18 protein-coding genes are annotated in these 20,404 nt (G+C 38.5%); 9 read left to right on the top strand and 9 right to left on the bottom strand.

The window, feature by feature from the left end:
• Positions 1-70: 70 nt before the first annotated feature.
• Complete coding sequence (locus VGE44_RS01310) at positions 71-514, bottom strand: hypothetical protein (RefSeq protein WP_331075963.1); 444 nt, start codon at positions 512-514, stop codon at positions 71-73.
• Between the two features lie 165 nt (positions 515-679).
• On the bottom strand, positions 680-1,456 hold the full coding sequence (locus VGE44_RS01305; protein ID WP_324487841.1) for an XRE family transcriptional regulator: 777 nt from the start codon (positions 1,454-1,456) through the stop codon (positions 680-682).
• A gap of 118 nt (positions 1,457-1,574) precedes the next feature.
• Between VGE44_RS01305 and VGE44_RS01300 the strand changes: the two genes are divergently transcribed.
• On the top strand, positions 1,575-1,925 hold the full coding sequence (locus VGE44_RS01300) for a GIY-YIG nuclease family protein (RefSeq protein WP_331075962.1): 351 nt from the start codon (positions 1,575-1,577) through the stop codon (positions 1,923-1,925).
• Here the strand turns inward: VGE44_RS01300 and msrB are convergent, their stop codons facing one another.
• The 3 genes from msrB to VGE44_RS01285 form a co-directional block, all read right to left on the bottom strand.
• The gene (gene msrB / locus VGE44_RS01295) at positions 1,926-2,423 is read right to left on the bottom strand and encodes a peptide-methionine (R)-S-oxide reductase MsrB (RefSeq protein WP_331075961.1); all 498 of its coding nucleotides are present in this window, start codon (positions 2,421-2,423) and stop codon (positions 1,926-1,928) included.
• 128 nt (positions 2,424-2,551) lie between these two features.
• On the bottom strand, positions 2,552-5,671 hold the full coding sequence (locus tag VGE44_RS01290; protein ID WP_331075960.1) for a basic secretory protein-like protein: 3,120 nt from the start codon (positions 5,669-5,671) through the stop codon (positions 2,552-2,554).
• Positions 5,672-5,762: 91 nt separating this feature from the next.
• Positions 5,763-8,231: a transglycosylase domain-containing protein gene (locus VGE44_RS01285; protein ID WP_331075959.1), complete on the bottom strand. Its 2,469-nt coding sequence runs from the start codon at positions 8,229-8,231 to the stop codon at positions 5,763-5,765.
• A 118-nt stretch (positions 8,232-8,349) separates the two neighbouring features.
• Here VGE44_RS01285 and VGE44_RS01280 point away from each other — a divergent pair, with 118 nt between their 5' ends.
• Entirely contained in the window at positions 8,350-9,231 is an 882-nt protein-coding gene (locus tag VGE44_RS01280; RefSeq protein ID WP_331075958.1) for a polyphosphate kinase 2 family protein, read from the top strand.
• Positions 9,232-9,243: 12 nt separating this feature from the next.
• Here the strand turns inward: VGE44_RS01280 and VGE44_RS01275 are convergent, their stop codons facing one another.
• From VGE44_RS01275 to VGE44_RS01265, 3 genes are read right to left on the bottom strand one after another with little or no spacing between them, the layout of a single operon-like run.
• Positions 9,244-9,540, bottom strand: a complete 297-nt coding sequence (locus VGE44_RS01275) for a GNAT family N-acetyltransferase (protein ID WP_331075957.1) — start codon at positions 9,538-9,540, stop codon at positions 9,244-9,246.
• A gap of 46 nt (positions 9,541-9,586) precedes the next feature.
• Positions 9,587-10,369: an amidohydrolase gene (locus VGE44_RS01270; protein ID WP_331075956.1), complete on the bottom strand. Its 783-nt coding sequence runs from the start codon at positions 10,367-10,369 to the stop codon at positions 9,587-9,589.
• A gap of 41 nt (positions 10,370-10,410) precedes the next feature.
• Complete coding sequence (locus VGE44_RS01265) at positions 10,411-11,553, bottom strand: methionine aminotransferase (RefSeq protein ID WP_331075955.1); 1,143 nt, start codon at positions 11,551-11,553, stop codon at positions 10,411-10,413.
• 99 nt (positions 11,554-11,652) lie between these two features.
• Between VGE44_RS01265 and VGE44_RS01260 the strand changes: the two genes are divergently transcribed.
• Genes VGE44_RS01260 through VGE44_RS01250 form a run of 3 tightly spaced genes read left to right on the top strand, consistent with a single transcriptional unit; the run spans position 11,653 to position 14,752 of the window.
• Positions 11,653-12,423 carry a queuosine precursor transporter gene (locus tag VGE44_RS01260; RefSeq protein ID WP_331075954.1) on the top strand — a complete coding sequence of 257 codons (771 nt, stop codon included), beginning with the start codon at positions 11,653-11,655 and terminating at the stop codon, positions 12,421-12,423.
• A gap of 58 nt (positions 12,424-12,481) precedes the next feature.
• Positions 12,482-13,600 carry a dienelactone hydrolase family protein gene (locus tag VGE44_RS01255; protein WP_331075953.1) on the top strand — a complete coding sequence of 373 codons (1,119 nt, stop codon included), beginning with the start codon at positions 12,482-12,484 and terminating at the stop codon, positions 13,598-13,600.
• Positions 13,601-13,603: 3 nt separating this feature from the next.
• Entirely contained in the window at positions 13,604-14,752 is a 1,149-nt protein-coding gene (locus tag VGE44_RS01250; RefSeq protein WP_331075952.1) for an alpha/beta hydrolase family protein, read from the top strand.
• 293 nt (positions 14,753-15,045) lie between these two features.
• Here the strand turns inward: VGE44_RS01250 and VGE44_RS01245 are convergent, their stop codons facing one another.
• Entirely contained in the window at positions 15,046-15,729 is a 684-nt protein-coding gene (locus VGE44_RS01245) for an FKBP-type peptidyl-prolyl cis-trans isomerase (RefSeq protein WP_331075951.1), read from the bottom strand.
• Between the two features lie 159 nt (positions 15,730-15,888).
• Here VGE44_RS01245 and VGE44_RS01240 point away from each other — a divergent pair, with 159 nt between their 5' ends.
• From VGE44_RS01240 to VGE44_RS01225, 4 genes are all read left to right on the top strand, one after another.
• Positions 15,889-17,094 (top strand): sterol desaturase family protein, encoded by a 1,206-nt coding sequence (locus tag VGE44_RS01240; RefSeq protein WP_331075950.1) that lies wholly within the window; start codon positions 15,889-15,891, stop codon positions 17,092-17,094.
• A 1-nt stretch (position 17,095) separates the two neighbouring features.
• On the top strand, positions 17,096-17,785 hold the full coding sequence (locus VGE44_RS01235) for a lysoplasmalogenase (RefSeq protein ID WP_331075949.1): 690 nt from the start codon (positions 17,096-17,098) through the stop codon (positions 17,783-17,785).
• Positions 17,786-17,953: 168 nt separating this feature from the next.
• Positions 17,954-18,700, top strand: coding sequence for a hypothetical protein (locus VGE44_RS01230; RefSeq protein WP_331075948.1), 747 nt, complete (start codon positions 17,954-17,956; stop codon positions 18,698-18,700).
• Positions 18,697-20,404, top strand: a 1,708-nt coding sequence (locus VGE44_RS01225) for a carboxypeptidase-like regulatory domain-containing protein (RefSeq protein WP_331075947.1), incomplete at its 3' end; no start/stop codon positions are given. The genes VGE44_RS01230 and VGE44_RS01225, both read left to right, overlap by 4 nt.

The raw sequence follows: 20,404 nt of genomic DNA, 5'->3' as shown, positions 1-20,404 counted from the left end.
TTTTTTTTGTTAAAAATAATAAAAGCGGCCTGAACTGGGCCGCTTTTATTAGAAACGAATCAAGGAATTATTAACCCTTTCTCATGCCAGGTCTGTGTTCTGACCTTTGTTTCATTCTTTCCTTAGCTTTTTGCTTCATTTCTTCCATCGCTTTTTGTTGCTCCTCGTTCAGAATCTTATTCATTTTCTTTTCAGACTCCATCATGATCTCCCTGCGCTTTTCCATCTGAGATTTTCTCTGATCCATTTCAGATTTATGAAGTTTTTCCATTTTCTGAGCACGTTCGAGATGCAGAGCATAAACTTTCTCCTTTTGCTCCTGACTAAGATTCAGTCTTTTTTCCAAAGCATCAGCACTCATTTTTGCACGCTCTTCGGGAGTTTTCATTTCCTTAGCAAAGCGTTGTCCGTGTGGACCTGGTCCTGCAGGCCTTTTTCTTTGTGTGCTATCCTGCGCAAAGCCGGTACTTATAACTCCGATAAATAGGGCTGTAATAATCAATAACTTTTTCATCTTCTTTTTATTGTTTTTTTAATGGAGATGAAGCTATCATGATTTGATAATCATTTCCCCTGCGGGTTATGGCAAAATCATGATGGATTCATATCAATATGTGTTTATTTAATCAGATAGATGATATTATTGACAGATAGTTTAAAATGAATATGTTAAAATATGTTAATTCCGGTTTTTATCAAGGTTTGAGATGGATTTCTGCATTTGAGAGACCATGTTAGTCAGGGTTTCAAGCGTTGGTTCAGGGGCAGGCTCAGGAAAATGAGTACTGATAAAGGCTTTCGCTTTCCATATTTCAAGTAATTCATCCGCCTGAATGGAATAGGGTTCATACACAGGATTATCAGAAATAAGCTTTAGTGTCTTATTCTCTTTTACCCTGTTACCTATTCTTTTATATACTATTCCGTCATTTTTGCTTATTACAACATAAGTATCGCCCGGTTTTACATCGTTCCAGTTGCTTAGATATTCTCCAACCACAATTGTTCCTGATTGAAGGGGAAGCATCGAATCACCCTTGATTTCAAATGCACGGTAAGTTCCCTGACGAAACATTGGCAAATGGAATTTTGGTAATTCACTAATATATTCGGGATCTCCATACCCATTTAAATAGCCCGCACTCGCCTTTACAGGAACCAGTTCGATATTCTCTCTGTCCTGGCTGTCTACAGAAATACTTAATACTCTGATATTTGCGGGATCTCCTTTAGGTTTAGGTTTCCAACGGTCATCAATACGATCATTGATGAGTTCATCCATTGAAAGTTCATAAAATTCCGCGAATTTTTTTAGTAATTCATATTTAGGTTCGGCCCGATCCTCTTCATACGCTCCTACAAGGGAGCGTTTGATTTCCAGAGTGTCAGCAAATTGCTGTTGTGTAAGCCCTTTTTTCTTGCGGAGGTACTTCAGATTTGAAGAAATGTTTGACATTTTAAAATAAATTTGGAAATACTAAAATTGTTAGTAAATTTATGCTCATAAAATTAGTAAATATTTTCAGAACTAAAAATTTAAATTTTAATATATGCCGATCCTAATTAAACCAGCCATGAAAACCAGAAAATTTGTTTATTTAGTTACAGACCGTAACCGCAGTTGTATCCACGTTGGGATGAGTTCTGACTTGATGAAAACCATGAGTTTTTACAGGCAGATGCCAAATTTATTTTTTGATGCCGGACAGCAATTAACTAGGCTGGTTTATTTTGAGGAATTAAATTCTGAAACTCTTGCAATGGAGCGTTTCAAACTCATAAGTAAATTTACACGTATTCAGAAGGACAGAATGATCAGGTCTGTTAATCCGGATTGGATAGACCTGACCATTGGGTTGGATTTTGAACAGATTCTGGTTTCAGGTATTCAAACAATGAATACTGCTGTCAGAAATCTTTCCTGATTACTTTTTAATGAATTTTAGTGCTGCTGAATTCATGCAATAGCGCTTTCCGCCCCTGTCTTTTGGTCCATCATCAAACACATGACCCAGGTGAAGGCCGGTTTTGGTTTCGATTACTTCATCACGAACCATTCCATGGCTGTTATCTGTAACAACAGTTATTACGCCTGCTTTAATAGCTTTTGTGAAGCTCGGCCAGCCACTTCCTGATTCGAATTTATCTTCAGAACTGAATAAGGGCTCGCCGGTTGCAGCGCTGACATAAATGCCTTTCTGGTGATTGTCATTATAAGCATTTCTAAATGGAGGCTCCGTTCCGCGTTTGACCATTACTTCGAAGGCAATTGGGCTTAGTACTTTCCTCCATTCAGCTTCAGATTTCTGTATCGGGAATGTTAGGGCTTTAGCACTATTGGATTTGCTTTTGGAATTTGTTTGTCCACAGCCAGATACTGTCACAAATAATACTAATACTGCAATACTTAATAGTGATTTCATTGTTTATTTTTTTTTTTTTGAATTTCATAAGCTGAATTCATCTCAAGCTTGTAATTAATTACGAGTTTCTTTCTCGAATAGTTTTCCTATAAATAAAAAAAGCGGCTCCTGAGGCCGCTTTTAAATATTTACCATCCGGGTGCAAATGTTAGCCCGAATATTCCTGTTTTGACATCTTTCCTTTGGAAAGGTATCGCATAATAAGGCTCTAATATGAAGTATCCAAATACATTTACCCTAAGGGATACACCCGCACTAGTCGCCGGAATCCGCTCCAAATATCCATTAATAGTCCGTGGGGAGGAGCGGAAAGCCACTTTTGAGTCATTATCATATGCAATTCCCATATCAAAGAACAGGTTCAGATCTGAAAAAAGAAATTTCGATTCTATAGCTGCCAGTTTCTTTGGTCCTGTAAATGGTAACCGCAATTCGAAATTGGCAACAGCAATACGTGAACCAACTAATTGATTGATGTCGAATTCTCCTGCTCCGGTACTTGTTGTGCCATTCCTGTAAAAGGAATTTGCGTCATAACCCCGGATCAGATAACCATAACCTGCATACATTTGATAAAGCCTGTTTTCATCCCTGCCCATACGGGTATAGGTATAAATTCTACCTGCGACTGTAATTGGTTTTAACCTGACGTATCTTCTTGCATCTGCAGTTATTGCATTCAGTTTATAGTCGCCCTGGTAATTTTCAATCCCCAATCTATAGCGGAATCCATCCAGAGGGCCGGTCATTCCGGAGAAGGAGTTATCACCTACGAAGGCTGCATTTAACTGTACAGTGGTAAAAGGGTCAAAAAAGACACCATAAAATGCTGCTGCATCATCTCTTGACAGTTTTTTTCTGTCATTACCGATCGGATAACCGCTGTTATAATCGTAATAATTACTATACCTGTCTATACGGTAGCTATACCTTGAAATTCCGCTTCCTGCTTCAAAACGGTGGTTTCTTGAAAACGGATAAGATGCAAATACAGAAAACTGATCTTCGAAGGTGCGTATGATATCATAATTTTCAATATAGGTTTGCCCTACACCCGGAATGTTTTCTACTGCAGCGGATACCTGACCTGAAACATAAGGAATATGCGAACCCACAACACCCCAGTTGATACGGCTTTGCTGATTAACATAGGCTACCTGTCCTCCAAAATCATAAATTTCGCCATTTACTGCGGCTGTTGCAAAGATCTGATTTCTGCCTAGTATATCACTAAATACACCCTGGATACCACTTGCAAGTCCGGTTCCAAATCTACCCACAGAAGCTCCGACTCCATTACTTGAGAGATAGTCGAGTTTGAATTTTGGCTTGTAGGCTATGGTTCTTATTGAATCTTTCGGTATCCTTTCAAAGCGCTCAAAATTATTAAGGTTAGCATTAATAATATTTACACCTACAGATTTTGCCGGTGGTAAAGCTGCTGCATCAAAATTTAGTTCCTGAATACCAACTTTCTTTGATTTAAAATCGGCGATTTTTGCGTTATAAATAGTGTATTTCTGAGCTCGGTAATAAGAATATAGAATATCATCATTATTGGAAACACTCAGGGCAGGGGAGTATTCAGTAATTCCACTGATACCTGTAAAATAATCTGTTAACTGCTCTACGGTTTTTTCTTCAAGAGAGTAGCGGTACAGATTTCTGAAACCATCTCTGTTGGATAAAAATAAGATACTCTTATTATCACTTGAAAATTGAGGATTCAGGTTGTTGGCTCCATCAAAAACATGGAGATTAGTAATGGATTTAGTTGCAATATCAATAACAGCCATGTTCATCGTAATATCAACCCCTACGGCAGATTGATCATATGTTGTACGATCTGAACTGAATACAAGTGAACGTCCATCTCTTGAATAGCTTGGATGATATTCTGAATACTTATCGTTTGTTAATTGAGTTAAAACTTTCGTGTTCAGATTAAACTGATAGAGGTCATTCTGCCCTTCTTTCAAGCCTGAGAAAGCAACATCTTTTCCATTTGGTGACCAGGTAATATTGCTGAATTCTTCAACACTTCCCATTCCTTCTGTTGAAATAACACGGCCACTTGAAACATCCACTACCAGAAGTTTGGTTACACCAGCACTAAATGCACTGAATGCAAACTTTTTACTATCTGGCGACCATGCGCCTGCCGATTCTATAAAATTATATTCATCAATATGCCCGCTTTTTGCTTTACTAGACAGCTTTTTTAGGATTTTTCCGGTTTTGGCATCAGCGAGAAAGAGATCGATACTTAGCAGGTCACGTTCTGAAAGGAAAGCAACGTAATTCCCATCTGGAGATATTGCAGGAGCGAGATTATACGTTGCACCACCATTCTTATCATCAATTATCTTTTTCCCTATTGGTGTTTGGGCAGTGTCCTTAAGATATGGTCTGTAGGTATTCTCTACACTTGTTTTCCAGAGACTGGATAATGTTCTTTCGTCATATCCAAAAGTTCTGCGTATGCCCATTTCATAGCCATACTTCGCAGTTTCTTTGAAGAATGGGACAATGACTGTATCACCATATGTTGAGCCAATGTACGACCAGAATGCCTGTCCGTAACGATAAGGGAAGTATTTATTAGAGGTAGTCAGATCTCTTAAAGATGGGATATCCTTGTTCAGGTATGCATCCCGCATCCACATGGAGGTATACGCATCCTGCTTACCAACTGAAAGGTATTCGGCCATACCCTCTACCATCCATAAAGGCAAATTACCAATGTTCTCCAGGTTGGTTGAGTCACCCTCTATCAGTGAATGATATTGAAAAGCGTGCACAAGTTCGTGACCTAAAACGTGTCTTGTCTGGTGATTTAATTGGGAAATAGGCATAATTACCCTATTTTTCATTCCTTCGGTAACACCACCAGTTCCAACACTAATTTCACCCATTAAGGCCGTGGTTTGTTGAAAGTCGGGATGATTTGAATAAAGAATAAATGGATTTTTCTTTAAAAAGGTATCCCTGAAAACCTGCTGATGTAATTCATACCAAACCTCTGCTTCCTTAGCAAACCGCTGAACCAGACTATCATTTTTTAGATAGTAATACAGGTCAAAGTGAGGGGTTTCATAAACTTTAAACTTCAGATTTTTATATCTGACCTTATTCTGGCCAAAATATTGTGCACTTACATCAGTGGCTGCACTAAAAAAAATGGCTGTAAATAAGATTATGATTAACCAGAATGATGGCATTTTTCGGCAAATACTACGCTCTCTCATACAATATAATGAAATTGACTTTTTCTAAATTACGTAAAATTAATGATTTTGATTTCCAGAGTTTCAAAATATCAGATCAGAAAATCAGAATTCAATTATTTTGTTTTGCTTTATTCTGTCTGCGTTCTTCTCTGATCTCTTTTCGGGTTTTTTGCGTCTCAATCGGGGTTTCTGTTTTCGGACTTGCAGGCAGCTTGTTTTCCTGCGATTGATTCCCTCTGTTCTCCTGAACTTTAGGACTTGTGGTGCTCCGGATGGTTATATTTGGGGTTTCTGCTGTGTCCGGAGATTCGGACGGAATATATAATGAATCAATCAATACTGAGTCTATTGTGCTTGTATCCGGCCGGCTATAAACGGTTTCACATTGGTACTCCCTGGTAATTTCTACTCCAGGTTTAGGGAATGGCCCCGGTTTTATACCCAATGAAGCATCTTTATAAACCTTTTCCATGAATTTTCCGAAGATTGGCAGGGCTGTTCTTGATCCCTCACCTGTTTGGGATGTTTTAAAATGAACACTTCGCTCATCACAGCCAACCCATACTCCGGTTACCAGATCTTTAGTAACACCCATGTACCAGCCATCAACATAATCAGAGGATGTACCGGTTTTACCACCTATTTGGTTATTGTTTTTCCAGAGATCCCATTCCCAAAGTGCCTGTGAGGTTCCTTCAGGCTCTTCCATTCCTCCTCTTAGCATATAAATCATCAACCATGCTATTTCTTCGGTCAGGGTTCTTTTTTGCTCAGCTCTAAACTCTTCTATAAGGTTTCCTTCTGAATCTGTGATTTTTTCTACCAGTATTGGTTCCGTTCTTACCCCTTTATTCAGAAAAGTGCCATAGGCTTTTACCATTTCAAAAACACTGACATCATTTGGACCCAGACTAACTGAAGGAACAGCCTTCAGATCACTTTCAATTCCACATGCTTTTGCAAATTTTACTACGTTCTGAGCACCAACTTTTTCGGTGATTTGAGCTGTAATTGAATTGACAGACTTACCCATAGCCCAGCGCAAGGACATCTCTCTGCCAGAGAAACTATAATTTGCATTCTTGGGTTCCCAGTATTCTGTTTCCCCTTTTCTGATAGAATAGGGAATTCTTACCGCCTTATCTGTAAATTTATCGCAGGGATTCATCCCGGCTTCGAGAGCGGCCAGATATGCAAAGGGTTTGAATGTTGATCCAGCCTGCCTTTTGGCCTGATTTACATGGTCATATTTGAAATATTTATTATTAATCCCTCCAACCCACACTTTAATATGTCCGTTGAAAGGATCAAGGGTCATCATTCCTGTATTCAGGATTTTAGCATAATATTTAATGGAGTCTATAGTTGAGAATTGTACTTCTTTTTCTCCGTCCCAGTTAAATACCTTCATTTTTTTAGTCCTGTTCAAATAGTAATTGATTGAATCAGGATTGTTGTTAAATCTTTTCTTGAGGAATTCATAATAGGGGAGTCTTTGTGCCGCTTTTTCTGGAAAATCAAGAATTTCTTTACCGTCCGATGTGCGCCATGGGTTTTCATTTCCCCAGACATTCTCGAATCTTCTTTGCAATAACTTCATATGACTGTTCACAGCTTCTTCAGCATATCGCTGCAGTCTGGAGTCGATAGTGGTATATATTTTCAGACCATCACCATACAGATCATAGCCATTATCCTCACACCATTTTTCAAGGTATCTGGATACTGCTGATCTTAAATAGGATCCACCATCGCTACCTTCATCCAAACTTCCCGGGTTTAGTTTAAGAGGCCGCTGACTGTACTTTTTAAATTCGGATGTATTCAAATATTCGTATTTCTCCATCTGACTCAGCACTGTATTCCTTCTTTCCAGTGCCTTTTCAGGATTTCGGATTGGATTATAGGTTGTAGTTGCTTTCAGCATCCCAACAAGAAGTGCGGCTTCTTCAACCTGAAGTCTGTTTACCCCTTTATTGAAGTAACGTTTGGATGCCGTCTTTATTCCAAATGTATTATTCCCAAAAGGCACCGTATTGAGGTAGAGTGTAAGGATCTCATTTTTTGTATAATAGTTTTCAAGTTTGTAGGCAGTTAGCCATTCCTTTAACTTAAAAATTACTGTTCTTACCAGCGGAATATATTTTATTAGTCCCTGAGATTTTCTGTTCCGGGTACTGTAAAGATTCTTTGCAAGCTGCTGGGTAATTGTACTGGCTCCCCGTCTGTCGCCGGTGGCAGTAGATATCAAACTTGAGATCAAAGACCGAACGTCAATACCACTATGCTGATAAAACCGTACATCTTCTGTGGCGACCAAAGCATCGATCACTGCTGGAGAAATACTGTCGTATTCAACTGGTGTACGATTTTCAACGTAATATTTGCCAATCAGTTTACCATCGGCAGTATATAGTTCTGAAACAATATTAATACTGGGATTTTTAATATCTTTTATCGAAGGTGAATAGCCAAAAAGCCACAAAAAATTAAGCTCCAGGGCGCAAAAAAATAGGATTACAAAGTAAATAGCTATTGCAAAATACCGAAGAGGCCTGTTTTTAATTCTTCTGAACATATGGTAAATATGAGGAAATCATCATTAATATGAGGTAAATTTCTTAGAATTTCGAAATACTGCCAAAATAACGTTAAAGGGATAAAAAATGTTTTAAATTGCTTAAAGAGATTTTTATATGGATGATATAATTAAACAATTCAAAATTGCAAAAGGCATGCCTTTTAGCCTGAAGGACCATAATCCCGGATTTTCCGGAGATTATAAAAAAGAGAAGGCAATTCATTTATTAAATGAACTCAGGGAAGAGATGGATGCATTGCAGGAGGAAATGTATGCTCTGAATAAAAATTCTTTGCTCATCATTTTTCAGGCGATGGATGCCGCAGGAAAGGATAGTGCAATTGAACATACCATGAGTGGCTTAAATCCACAAGGTTGTCAGGTTTATAGTTTTAAACAGCCTAGCGCCGAGGAACTTGATCATGATTTTATCTGGCGCCACAACAAGGCTTTACCTGAAAGGGGCAGAATCGGAATACATAATCGGTCTCATTATGAGAATGTGCTGGTTTGTAAGGTTCATCCGGAATATGTTCTGAATGAGGGTATTGCAGGAATTGAAAGTGTCAAAGATATTAATGCTGTATTCTGGAGAGACCGGTATGAAAGTATCAGGAACTTCGAAAAACATATTAGCAGGAATGGAACAGTTATTTTAAAGTTTTTTTTGAATGTTTCAAAAGAGGAACAAAAAAAACGGTTTCTTGAAAGGATTGATGAACCCTTAAAAAACTGGAAATTTTCATCAGCCGACATTGATGAGCGTGAAAAGTGGGATCAGTATATGAGTGCTTATGAAGATGCTATTAAAGCTACAACTGAAAATCATGCACCATGGTACGTTATTCCGGCTGACAAAAAATGGTTTACCAGAATTGCAGTCAGCAGGATCATCGTAGACACTTTTAAGGAAATGAATATGAAACTACCTGAACTTTCAGAATCTGAAAAGGCCAGACTTGAAGAATGCAGGAAGCGTCTTATGGATGAAAAATAATGAATAAAAAGCTTATTGAAGATCTTTTTTGATAAGTACTTCCCGAAATTCAGGAGTATTCTCAATCAAATCTTTTGCAAAGGGACAAAGTGGTACAATTTTAATGTTTTTTGTTTTCGAGTAATTTACAGCGGCTTCAACCAGGCTGTTTCCAATTTTCTTTCCTTTTAATTTAGCCGAAACATTGGTTTGATCCAGAATCAGTATATCTGCCCCTGCAAAGCTATAACTTAGCTCTGCGAGCACTGTATTGTTTTCTTCAACGTAAAACGAGCCTTTATGAGCATTCTCACGATGTTTTATTTCCATTGTCAGAAATTAGCAGGGATCTTTTTGTTTGAAAATTCAGGATTGCTTATTTTTTATCTAATTTGAACCTGTCGGCATCTTTCAGGAATGGGAATGATTCCCTTGCGGCTGTGAGATCTTCTTTGTTTATTGAAAAGGTGTAAAGGTCCTCATCATTAGGTTTGTAATAAATCACTTTACCATTAGGGTCAATGCACATTGAGTCGCCGGAATGGTAAATTTCATTGCCATCATGTCCTACCCGGTTTACAGCTACAACAAAAGCCTGATTCTCTATGGCTCTTGCCGGAATAAGTGTACGCCAGTGCAGAGAACGACGTTCAGGCCAGTTAGCTACAATCAAAAGCATATCATATTCTTCGTCTATATTTCGAAGCCATACAGGGAAGCGGAGATCATAACAGATCATCGGACAAATCTTCCATCCATGTAATTCAACTAAGAGTTTTTTATTTCCGGAAGAGTAGTGCTTGTCTTCTTCGCCTAAACCAAACAGGTGTCTTTTGTCATAATATTCATAAGTGCCATCAGGACGCATCCAGATCAAGCGGTTAAAGTATTTTTTATCATCCTTAATAATGATGCTGCCGGTTAGTACGCAGTCAAACTTTTTTGCCTGTTGATGCATCCACTTCATTGTTTTGCCATCCATATCTTCGGCAAGTTGCTCAGGATTCATTGAAAAGCCCGTGTTGAACATTTCAGGGAGCACAATGAGGTCGGTTTTTTCACGTATTGAGGAAAGTCTCAAGCCGAGGTTTTGAAGATTTTTTTCAATGTTCTCCCAGAAAAGGTAAGCCTGGAAGGTTGTGATTTTTAGCGTATTCATTCAGTGATATTCATACGTTAATGTTTCAATTAAGGTTGCTGTTATATTCGAGCTAGCTTAATAACGGCCTTTTCGAGTGTTTCGTGCTTTTTGGCAAAGCAAAAGCGTAAAACCTTATGATCAGTACCTTTTTGATAGAATGCTGAAACCGGTATGGAGGCTACACCAAATTCCCTTATTATCCTTTTCGCCAAATCAGTATCTCTTTCATCGCTTATCCTGCTATATTGCACCGATTGAAAATATGAACCATAACATGGAAGCGGATCAAACCGTGTCTCTTTTAACAAGTTATAAAAAAAATCTTTCTTGTTCTGAAAAAAATCACTGATTTCCAAATAATTACGTTCATCTAACAAATGATCGGAGATGGCATATTGTACTGCTGAGTTGACACTGAAGACTTCAAACTGATGAACTTTACGGAATTCTTTCATCAACCACTCCGGCGCCAGACAATAACCCACTTTCCATCCGGTAGTATGTAACAGTTTTCCAAATGAGGCTGTTATAAAACTTCTTTCCATTAGTTCGGGGTAGTGCGAAACACTTAAGTGCTTCCTGCAATCATAAACCAAATGCTCATATACTTCATCACTAATGATCAGAATATTACTGTCTCTTGTGATACTGATCAGTTCTGCCATATCCTCTTCAACCAGTGTTTTTGCGGTCGGATTATTGGGTGTATTGATGATTATCATCCTTGTATTTTCGTTGATCATTTGCCTGACTTCCTTCCAGTTGATTGTATAATCAGGCGCTATTAGTTCCACAGATCTTACAATTCCACCAAATAAGGTTACAGAAGGTATGTAGGAATCATAGGCAGGCTCAAAAACAATAACTTCATCTCCAGGTTGAATTACGCAGGCTATTGAAGTGAAAATCGCCTGAGTACCACCCGCAGTGATCGTTATTTCGGTATCCGGATTGTATTTTGCCTGATGCAGTTTCTCCTGTTTTTCAGCTATTCGTTCTCTCAATGAGTAGATGCCGGCCATTGGAGCATATTGATTATAGCCCGTCTTCATATAATGATTTACCAGCTCAACCAGTTGCGGAGAACATTCATAATCCGGAAATCCCTGTGATAAATTGATGGCTTTGTACTCTGAAGCCAACTGAGACATTACTGTGAAAATAGTGGTACCAACTTCAGGCAATTTAGATTTTAAGTGCATATTAAAGTCTAAATTAGATATTTTTAATTTTCCTGATTTAGAATGTTTTATAATTCCCAGGATTTAATTATTATTTTAATTTCAAATTGAAAGCCATAAATGACCTATAAAAGTAAAGAAAGTCGACTCCTGCTCATTTTGGGCACATTTCTCGTTGCAAACGCTATTCTCGCTGAGTTTATAGGAGTAAAAATATTTACTGTTGAGGGTTCTCTGGGAATGGAGAAGTTCAATATCAATATGTTTGGTGTTCCTGATCTGTCTTTTAATATGTCGGCGGGAGTAGTAACATGGCCGCTCATATTTATTATGACGGATATCATCAATGAGTATTTTGGGGTCAGGCAGGTTCGTTTTTTGTCAATACTGGCTGCAATTCTGATAAGCTATGCTTTTTTAGTGGTGGGTTTTGCGATGGATCTGGTTCCGTCAGATTTTTGGGTCAATCAAAAAGTTGATGGGGTAGATGTTAATATGAATGCAGCTTTCAATGGGATTTTCGGACAGGGGATGTGGATCATTGCCGGGTCTATTATCGCATTTCTGATCGGACAAATGGCGGATGTAATTCTTTTTCATCGTATTAAAAAGCTTACCGGCGAGCGGTTCCTGTGGTTAAGAGCTACCGGTTCTACTTTGGTATCTCAAATGATCGATAGCTTTGTAGTTATCTTCATAGCCTTTTATCTTAATCCTCAATATAACTGGAGCTGGCAAATGGTTGCAGCGATCGGATTGGTTAATTACACTTATAAATTTATAGTTGCAATCCTGATGACCCCTTTACTTTATGGAGTACATAAACTGATTGATAAATTCCTCGGAAAGGATCTTTCTGCAAAGCTTATTGCGGAGGCTACCAAAGCATAGGGATTTAATTTTATTTATAATTATTGCCAAGATATTATTAAACTAAATTGTCTATCAAATGAAATCAAAGCTTCCTTTTTTATCACTATTATTCCTGATTTTATTCGGGATATACAAACCAGTTTCTGCACAGGAAGCGCTCTGGAAAGAGCAAAGCCCATGGGAAGGAGTTCCTGAATATTATCAAAAATGGAATTATCCTGATTTTCAGTTTCCCTCGGGATTGCCGGCATGGAAAAATGACAGGGTTAAGGTGGCTGTTACCCTTCAGCGATTATTGGGTGATATTCCTGCACGTCCAAAGAATCTGAACGTAAAAACTGTTTTCAGAAAGCAGATGAACGGTTATGTACTCGAAAAATTTCTGATTGATAACGAAGTGGATGGTTTGATCCCTGGCTATCTGGCTATCCCAACGAATGTAAAAGGTAAAGTGCCGGTTGTTTTGGGAATGCATGGACATGGAAGCAGTAAAGACAATGTTTTCGGATCGAATTCTGGTACCGCACAGGATGTATTGGCCCTGCTGATTTCGAAAGGCTATGCAGTAATGGCTATCGACAGCTATTTTAATGGGGAACGCCGGGGTACAGGTCCGGCCGGAGCACCTGAGACTCAATCAAAAGGAGCTGACCAGGAAACCTCAACTTTTAAAATCAATTTATGGTTTGGCCGATCATTATGGGGAATGCAAATCCGTGATGAACAAATTGCTCTTGATTATCTGAGCACCCGCCCGGAGATAGATTCAGATAAGATAGGTGTAGAAGGGATGAGTATGGGAAGTACCCGAGCCTGGTGGCTGGCTGCGCTTGATGAAAGAGTAAAGGTTGTGGTTGGGATAGCTTGCTTTACCCGCTACAAAGAACTTATAGAACAAAGAGAACTTAAAGCGCATGGGATCTATTATTTTGTCCCGGGTATGCTACAACACTTTGATACTGAAGCGGTAATGGGGCTTATAGCTCCGAGACCATTTCTGGCTCTTACAGGTGACAGTGATGCCGGTTCACCCTTAAGCGGGATGAAAACTCTTGAGAAAAAATTAGATACCGTTTATTCTCTTTATAAGGAGAAAGACAAGTTTAAGAGTATCATTTATCCAAATACAGGGCATGTATTTACAGATGATATGAAGATTGAAATGCTAGACTGGTTTGAAAAATATCTCAAATAGATAATGAAGACTTTATCCATCCGAATTGCTCTGGTTTTGTTTTGTATTCCATTACTCTGTCAAAATGGTGCTGCCCAAACAGTAAGTAAACAATCAGCATGGCAGAAAATTGCGCCGTACTTCGCTATATCTGATCAGTTTAAGGATCAATTTGGACCATATCGTTCCCCACTAAAATTTTATGATGGAAGGGAAGTGAAAAATCCTGCCCAATGGAAGAAAAGGAGAGTGGAGATTCTTGATCGCTGGAATGAGCTAATGGGTAAATGGCCTGCACTCATAACGGATCAGAAGCTGGAGTTTCTCGACTCTGTCAGAAAGGATGGCTTTACCCAGTATCAGGTGAGGTTTAGCTGGGTACCTGGACAGAAGACAAATGGATACCTTATGGTTCCTGATGGTAAAGGGAAAAAACCGGCAGTTATCACCGTTTATTATGAACCTGAAACCGCTGCAGGTTTGGGAAGAGCTGATCTTCCGGATCGCGATTTTGCCAATCAGCTCTGCAAAAGAGGATTTGTGACACTTTCATTAGGTACGACAGAAAGTACCAATTCTAAAACCTATTCAATTTATTACCCCGGGATTCAAAATGCAAGTGTTCAGCCTTTGTCAATGCTCGCCTATGCTGCTGCTAATGCCTGGAATGTTCTCGCCAAGGTTCAGAGTGTTGATTCAAAAAGGATCGGTATTATGGGGCATTCTTACGGAGGGAAATGGGCAATGTTTGCATCTTGTTTATATGAGAAATTTGCCTGTGCAGTCTGGTCAGATCCGGGAATAGTTTTCGAAGATTCCCGTGAATCTATAAATTACTGGGAACCCTGGTATCTTGGTTATCATCCTCAGCCCTGGCGAAAAAGAGGATTAATCACTAATGACAATCCCGCAAAAGGTTTGTACCCTAAACTTGTTTCAGAGGGGTATAATCTTCAGGAATTGCATGCCCTGATGGCCCCGCGTCCATTTCTGGTCTCGGGAGGTTCTGAAGATCCTGCAAGTCGCTGGATTCCATTGAATCATTCTGTTGCAGTAAATAATTTACTGGGCTACAAGAATCGTGTTGCCATGACAAACAGACCCGAGCATACCCCGAATCCGGAGTCTAATGAAGTGGCGTATTCGTTTTTTGAGTACTATTTGAAGTATTGAGATGTGAGACATGAGATATGAGATGTGAGATGTGAGATGGGGTTCCACTGAGATGGAAAGAGTATGAAAAATTAATCTGATCGCAATAGAATAAGATCTTTTAGTACTTCCGTTCACCCGGAAAACTGATAACAGATAACAGACAACTGAACCAGGAACCAGGAATCAAGACAATGAAATACTGATTTGCATTTTCAGCCCAATAGCCATCGGGTGTTGGATGCCAACTTTCAACCCGTTAGTTATCGGGTCTCAATTGTCAACTGTCAATTGTCAACTGTCAATTGATAGTCTTACTTCCCGATTTTAATCAATTCAACTTCAAAAATCAGAGTGCTGTATGGTGGAATATCTTTGCCTGCACCGCGTTCTCCGTAAGCAAGTGCATAAGGAATGTAGAAACGATATTTTGAACCTATTGGCATTTGTTGCAGTCCTTCTGTCCAGCCTGGAATTACCTGGTTCAGTGTAAAGGAAGTTGGTTCACCGCGGTCGTATGAACTATCAAATTGCATCCCGTTTGTAAGGGTTCCTTTGTAGTGTACAGTTACCTCATCAGTTGCAACTGGTTTTGCACCTGTGCCGGGAGCAAGGACTTCGTATTGCAATCCGCTCGGTAGGGTTATAATTCCAGCTTTTTTCTTGTTTTCGCTTAAAAATTTATCTGCCTCAGCTATGGATCCTTCAAATTTCTTTTTTTCAAGAGCATTCAGAAGGCCATAGATTACTTCCTGGGATTTTTCAGGACTGAAAATAACATTGCCACCTGAAAAGACATCACTCATTGCTTTAGAAACCAATGTATAATTTAGGTTGCTCACCCCCCTTTGCTTAAGGTCATTAGCAATGCTTGCCCCAAAGGCATAACTCGCTGAATCCAGTTGTGTTTTAAATAACGGAGCAGCAGCTGGTTTGGTTTGTGCTGAACTATAAGTTGTAATAGCCGCAGCTGCGACAAGTAGTATATAACGTTTCATCTGAGTGTTTTATCCCGCTTTGCGGTATGGGTTCATCTATTTTGATCTTATTTTTTGGATCCGTATCCGGACCGGGCCGCTAATATAGACAGCCTGCAGTTAAATTAAACAATATTCTATCTAATTTTTTGTTTCATGATTAAATACTAAATTGTCATAATGAAAGTTGACTATATAGCCCTTTCTATCCCCGTATTTTTTATCCTGATTGCGGTTGAGCTTGGCTATGCCCTGTATAAAAAGCTTGATTACTACCGGCTTAATGACTCGCTTTCTAATTTGAGTCAGGGTATCGGATCTCAATTGGTAGGGATATTTCTGAAAACTATTACTTTTTTTGGTTATTTATATATCTACGAGCATTGGAGATTCTATACATTTCCCAATACTCTATTGACATGGACATTGCTTTTTTTAGGTGTGGATTTTTTTTATTACTGGTTTCACCGTAAAAGTCATCAGATTAACGCACTGTGGGCAGCTCATATTGTTCATCATCAGTCTGAAGAGTATAATTTAACGGTGGCCCTCCGGCAATCATGGTTCCAGTCGGGTTTTGCCTGGGTTTTTTACCTTCCCTTGGCCTTTGCCGGTTTTGAACCGATTATGTTCCTGACAGTTAGTGCATTTAATACCATTTACCAGTTCTGGATACATACCCGGGCAATCGGCAGAATGGGCCCTCTGGAATGGTTTTTAAATACCCCTTCCCATCACAGGGTTCATCATGGTTCTAATCCAAAATATATTGATAAGAACCATGCAGGTACTTTAATAATATGGGACAGAATGTTTGGGACATTTCAGGATGAAGAAGAGGAGGTAGTTTATGGTATTACCAAGCCTCTGGCGAGCTGGAATCCGGTTTGGGCAAATTTTCACTACTGGGCTGATTTATATTCAAGTTCAAAGAATGCCCGAACTTATGCCGATAAGATTAGGATCTTTATCAAAGCACCGGGCTGGTTCCCTGATTACCTCGGAGGAGTGCAGTATCCCAAAGAAATTGAGATCAGTAACTATGTTAAATATAGTCCTGATTACGATCAGCGATTCAAAAAATATATTCTCATCACATTTCTTTTCACCCTTAGTCTTTCAAGTCTGCTTATTTTTATTAATTCACAACTGAGTGCTGTACAACTGATAGCCTGTAGTCTGCTGTCAATTCTAAGTCTTACCTCCTGTGGGGTTTTAATGGAGCAAAGAAACTGGTCAGGCTGGTTTGAAAATGTCAGGATTTTATTCTGGACATTGGCTCCGCTAACATTCTATGGAAGCACTTTTTTTTCAAATCTGATTATTATTAACACCATCGCGGCATTGCTTTCATTCGCCTGGTTCAATCGCATCAAACGGAATTAAAATGTTTAAACAACACAGAACTTTCTCACTTATCTTTTTGCTGATAATGATTCTGAATCTGATGGTTCAGTCGACTTTTTTTGAGGGTTACAGCATCTTAATTAAACCATTAATTTGTTTGTCTCTTGCTTTTTATCTTTACAAGCAAAGCAATTTGAAAGCAGGTTTTAACAGGTTGGTTTTTGCCGGACTTATTTTCTCATTGATTGGGGATGTATTGCTTCTGTACGCAGGTTCTGATGTTTATCTCTTTTTATATGGTTTGGTCTCATTTTTAATGGCTCATATTGTGTATTCATCCGCATTTTATCGTGATTTTAAGAACAATCCACAAGAATCAAAATATTTCGGGCATCTGATGCTCTTCCTGATGGGAGTGTTTTCCATGAGCTATTATTCCTGGATCAGAGATTATCTGAACGACTTTAAAATTCCAGTTCTGGCATATATTTTCGTGATATCTATCATGGCAATCCTTTCCGGTTATCGCTACAGAAGGGTAAACCTGCTAAGTTTCAGATTGATCTGTTTGGGAGCGGTATTCTTTGTGATCTCAGATTCTGCACTTGCCTTCAGGAAGTTTGTAGAACCCTATTCTTTTTCAGGAATCCTTATTATGACTACCTATATGATCGCTCAGTATCTGATAACAATAGGTACTATTGAACGTAAGGTAGCAGTTAAAATTTGAAAGCAGAACCTTCTAAAGACTTTGTTATAATCTGAAACAATAATAGTTTCTTTTTTTTGTCTGAACTTTGGTTTTGAATTAATTAAAAAAGTTATATTCGATTAATAAATTCTGTAACTACCTAATGGTTCCAATTGAGAAATCTTTTAGCAATTATCCTTTTTTAGTATGATCAGAGGTGCTGGTTTGACATTGTTGCTAATATTCCAGATTTTTTTTTTAAATAGAGCTATTGCCCAAGATTTACCTGGAAATAGTGACGAACAAATACTTGTTCGAAATGCTGCCACTGTATATTTTAACTCCCTTGCCGAACAATCAGGAATTTACAGAGGGGTTCAGTATACCGGGTTCCCTTACAAATTAAGCAACGGTCATCAGTATTTTGAAACTCAATTTCCTGTACAAGGATCTGTTTATTATGACGGAATACTTTATAAAGATATTCCAATGTGGTATGATTTGGTTAAAAACCAGGTAATTGTTCAATATGTTGATGGGTTTTCTGAGATCAAACTTCATAACGAACTGATAGATTATTTTTCAATATATGATCATCATTTTGTTCATCTTGGAAGAGATAAAACAGATAATAGTATTCTATCAGAAGGCTTTTATGATTTGATTTATGTTGGCAAAACTCAGGTTCTTGTGAAACGATCAAAAGGAACTTTAAAGGAGGTGAGTACTGGTATTGCTTTAACTATTCTGAAACAGAAGAATGAGTTTTACTTAGTAAAGGAGGGTGTTTATTTACCTGTAAAGAAACAGTCTTCAGTTTTAAATGCGCTGGGTAGCAAGCAGAAAGAAATTCAGGAATTTTTGAAAAAGAGTAATGTCAAATTCAAGAAGGATCCTGAGAATGCAATCGTGCGAATGGTAAGGTATCATGATCTTTTAACAGAAGTAAAATGAAGAAGGTAAATATTCTTTTTATCTGTTTATTGATTACCGTTTGGCATGTTGCCGCACAGGTTAAGCCGGTACAAATTAGTGTTGACTTTAAAGATGTAAGTATTCAGGACTTTGTAAAAGAGATCGAATCGAAAGCTAACTATCATTTTTACTATAACCCCGCAGAGTTTGATAGTTTAAGGGTTACACTAAGTGCAAAGAATGAATCTGTTTCTTCTATTTTGAGATCGGCTTTTAGAAATACCAGTTTCAGTTACACAATTGATCCACAAAATAATATATTTCTAAGCAAAGGTGTGGAGATTCTGGCCAGTCTTCCCTATGGGATATTTGAGAACGAAAAGGATTCTTTAAGCTGGCAAATGCAAAAGGAACCGGAACTTATCGCAGAACTTAGCGGCACTGTTGAACAAGGAAATCTGTCTTCTGCTCTTGAAAGTAAACAAATTCAAATAGGAAATAAAACTGCTCAGCTCAGGCCCGGAAATGTCACATTGGTAGGCTATGTACGTGATGCCAAGACAGGTGTTCCTGAAATTGGAGCCGCAGTTTTTGTTGAAAACCCGCGAATTAGTACCTACACCAATCAATTTGGATATTACACACTGGTTATACCCCGGGGTCCTCATACTCTCAATATTAAAGCACTGGGGATTCAGGATACCAAACGTAATTTAATGATCTATTCAGATGGAAAGCTGGATGTTGAAATCCAAACCCAGGTACTTTCATTGAGAGAGGTGGTTATTTCTGCGGAGAAATCTGCCAATGTCAGGAATGTGCAGATGGGGGTTGAAAAGCTGAGTATAAGTTCAATAAAACAGGTGCCTGTTGCCTTTGGGGAAGCAGATATTGTCAAGGTAATGCTGACTCTTCCGGGTGTAAAATCTGTTGGGGAGGCGAGTAATGGATTTAATGTCAGGGGAGGGGCGGTTGATCAGAATCTGATTCTATTTGATGATTTGACAATCTACAATCCTTCTCATTTTTTCGGATTCTTTTCAGCATTTAATCCTGATGTAGTTAAGGATGTGGAACTGTATAAAAGCAGTATTCCATCCCGGTATGGCGGACGTTTATCTTCTGTTCTTGATGTAAACAGCAGGGATGGTAACACCAAAAAGCTGACCGGAACCGCAGGAATAGGACTATTAACCGGCAGGTTGAATATTGAAGGTCCAATTATTAAAGACAAGACTTCTTATATACTTGGCGGAAGAACAACCTATTCCAACTGGCTTTTAAAGATGCTGCCTGATAACTCAGGATACAAAGATGCGAAGGCTTCTTTTTCAGATTTAAACCTGAGACTTAGTCATATGATCAATGATAAGAACAATTTATATCTATCAGGATATTTGAGTGATGACAATTCCAATCTTGGTAGTGATACAACCTTTGCTTATGGCAATCAGAATTTGTCTTTGAAATGGAAGCATCTTTTTAGTAATAAGTTAACAGGGATTTTTGTAGGAGGATTAAGCAGGTATCAATACAATAATCGTAGTATTGCTAATGCTACGAATGCCTATAAAATGGCTTTTGATATTCAGCAGGCGAATTTTAAGACAGACTTCAATTATTATCTCAGTTCGAAGCATACGATTGATTTTGGGATCAGTACCATTCGTTATGATCTCAATCCCGGAAAATTTCAGCCTCTTGGCTCCCAATCACTTGTAAAATTAAATGAGTTAGCTCCTG

The sequence above is a fragment of the Daejeonella sp. genome (assembly GCF_036405355.1).
Lineage (GTDB): Bacteria > Bacteroidota > Bacteroidia > Sphingobacteriales > Sphingobacteriaceae > Daejeonella.
This window is presented reverse-complemented; position numbering and strand designations above follow the sequence as displayed.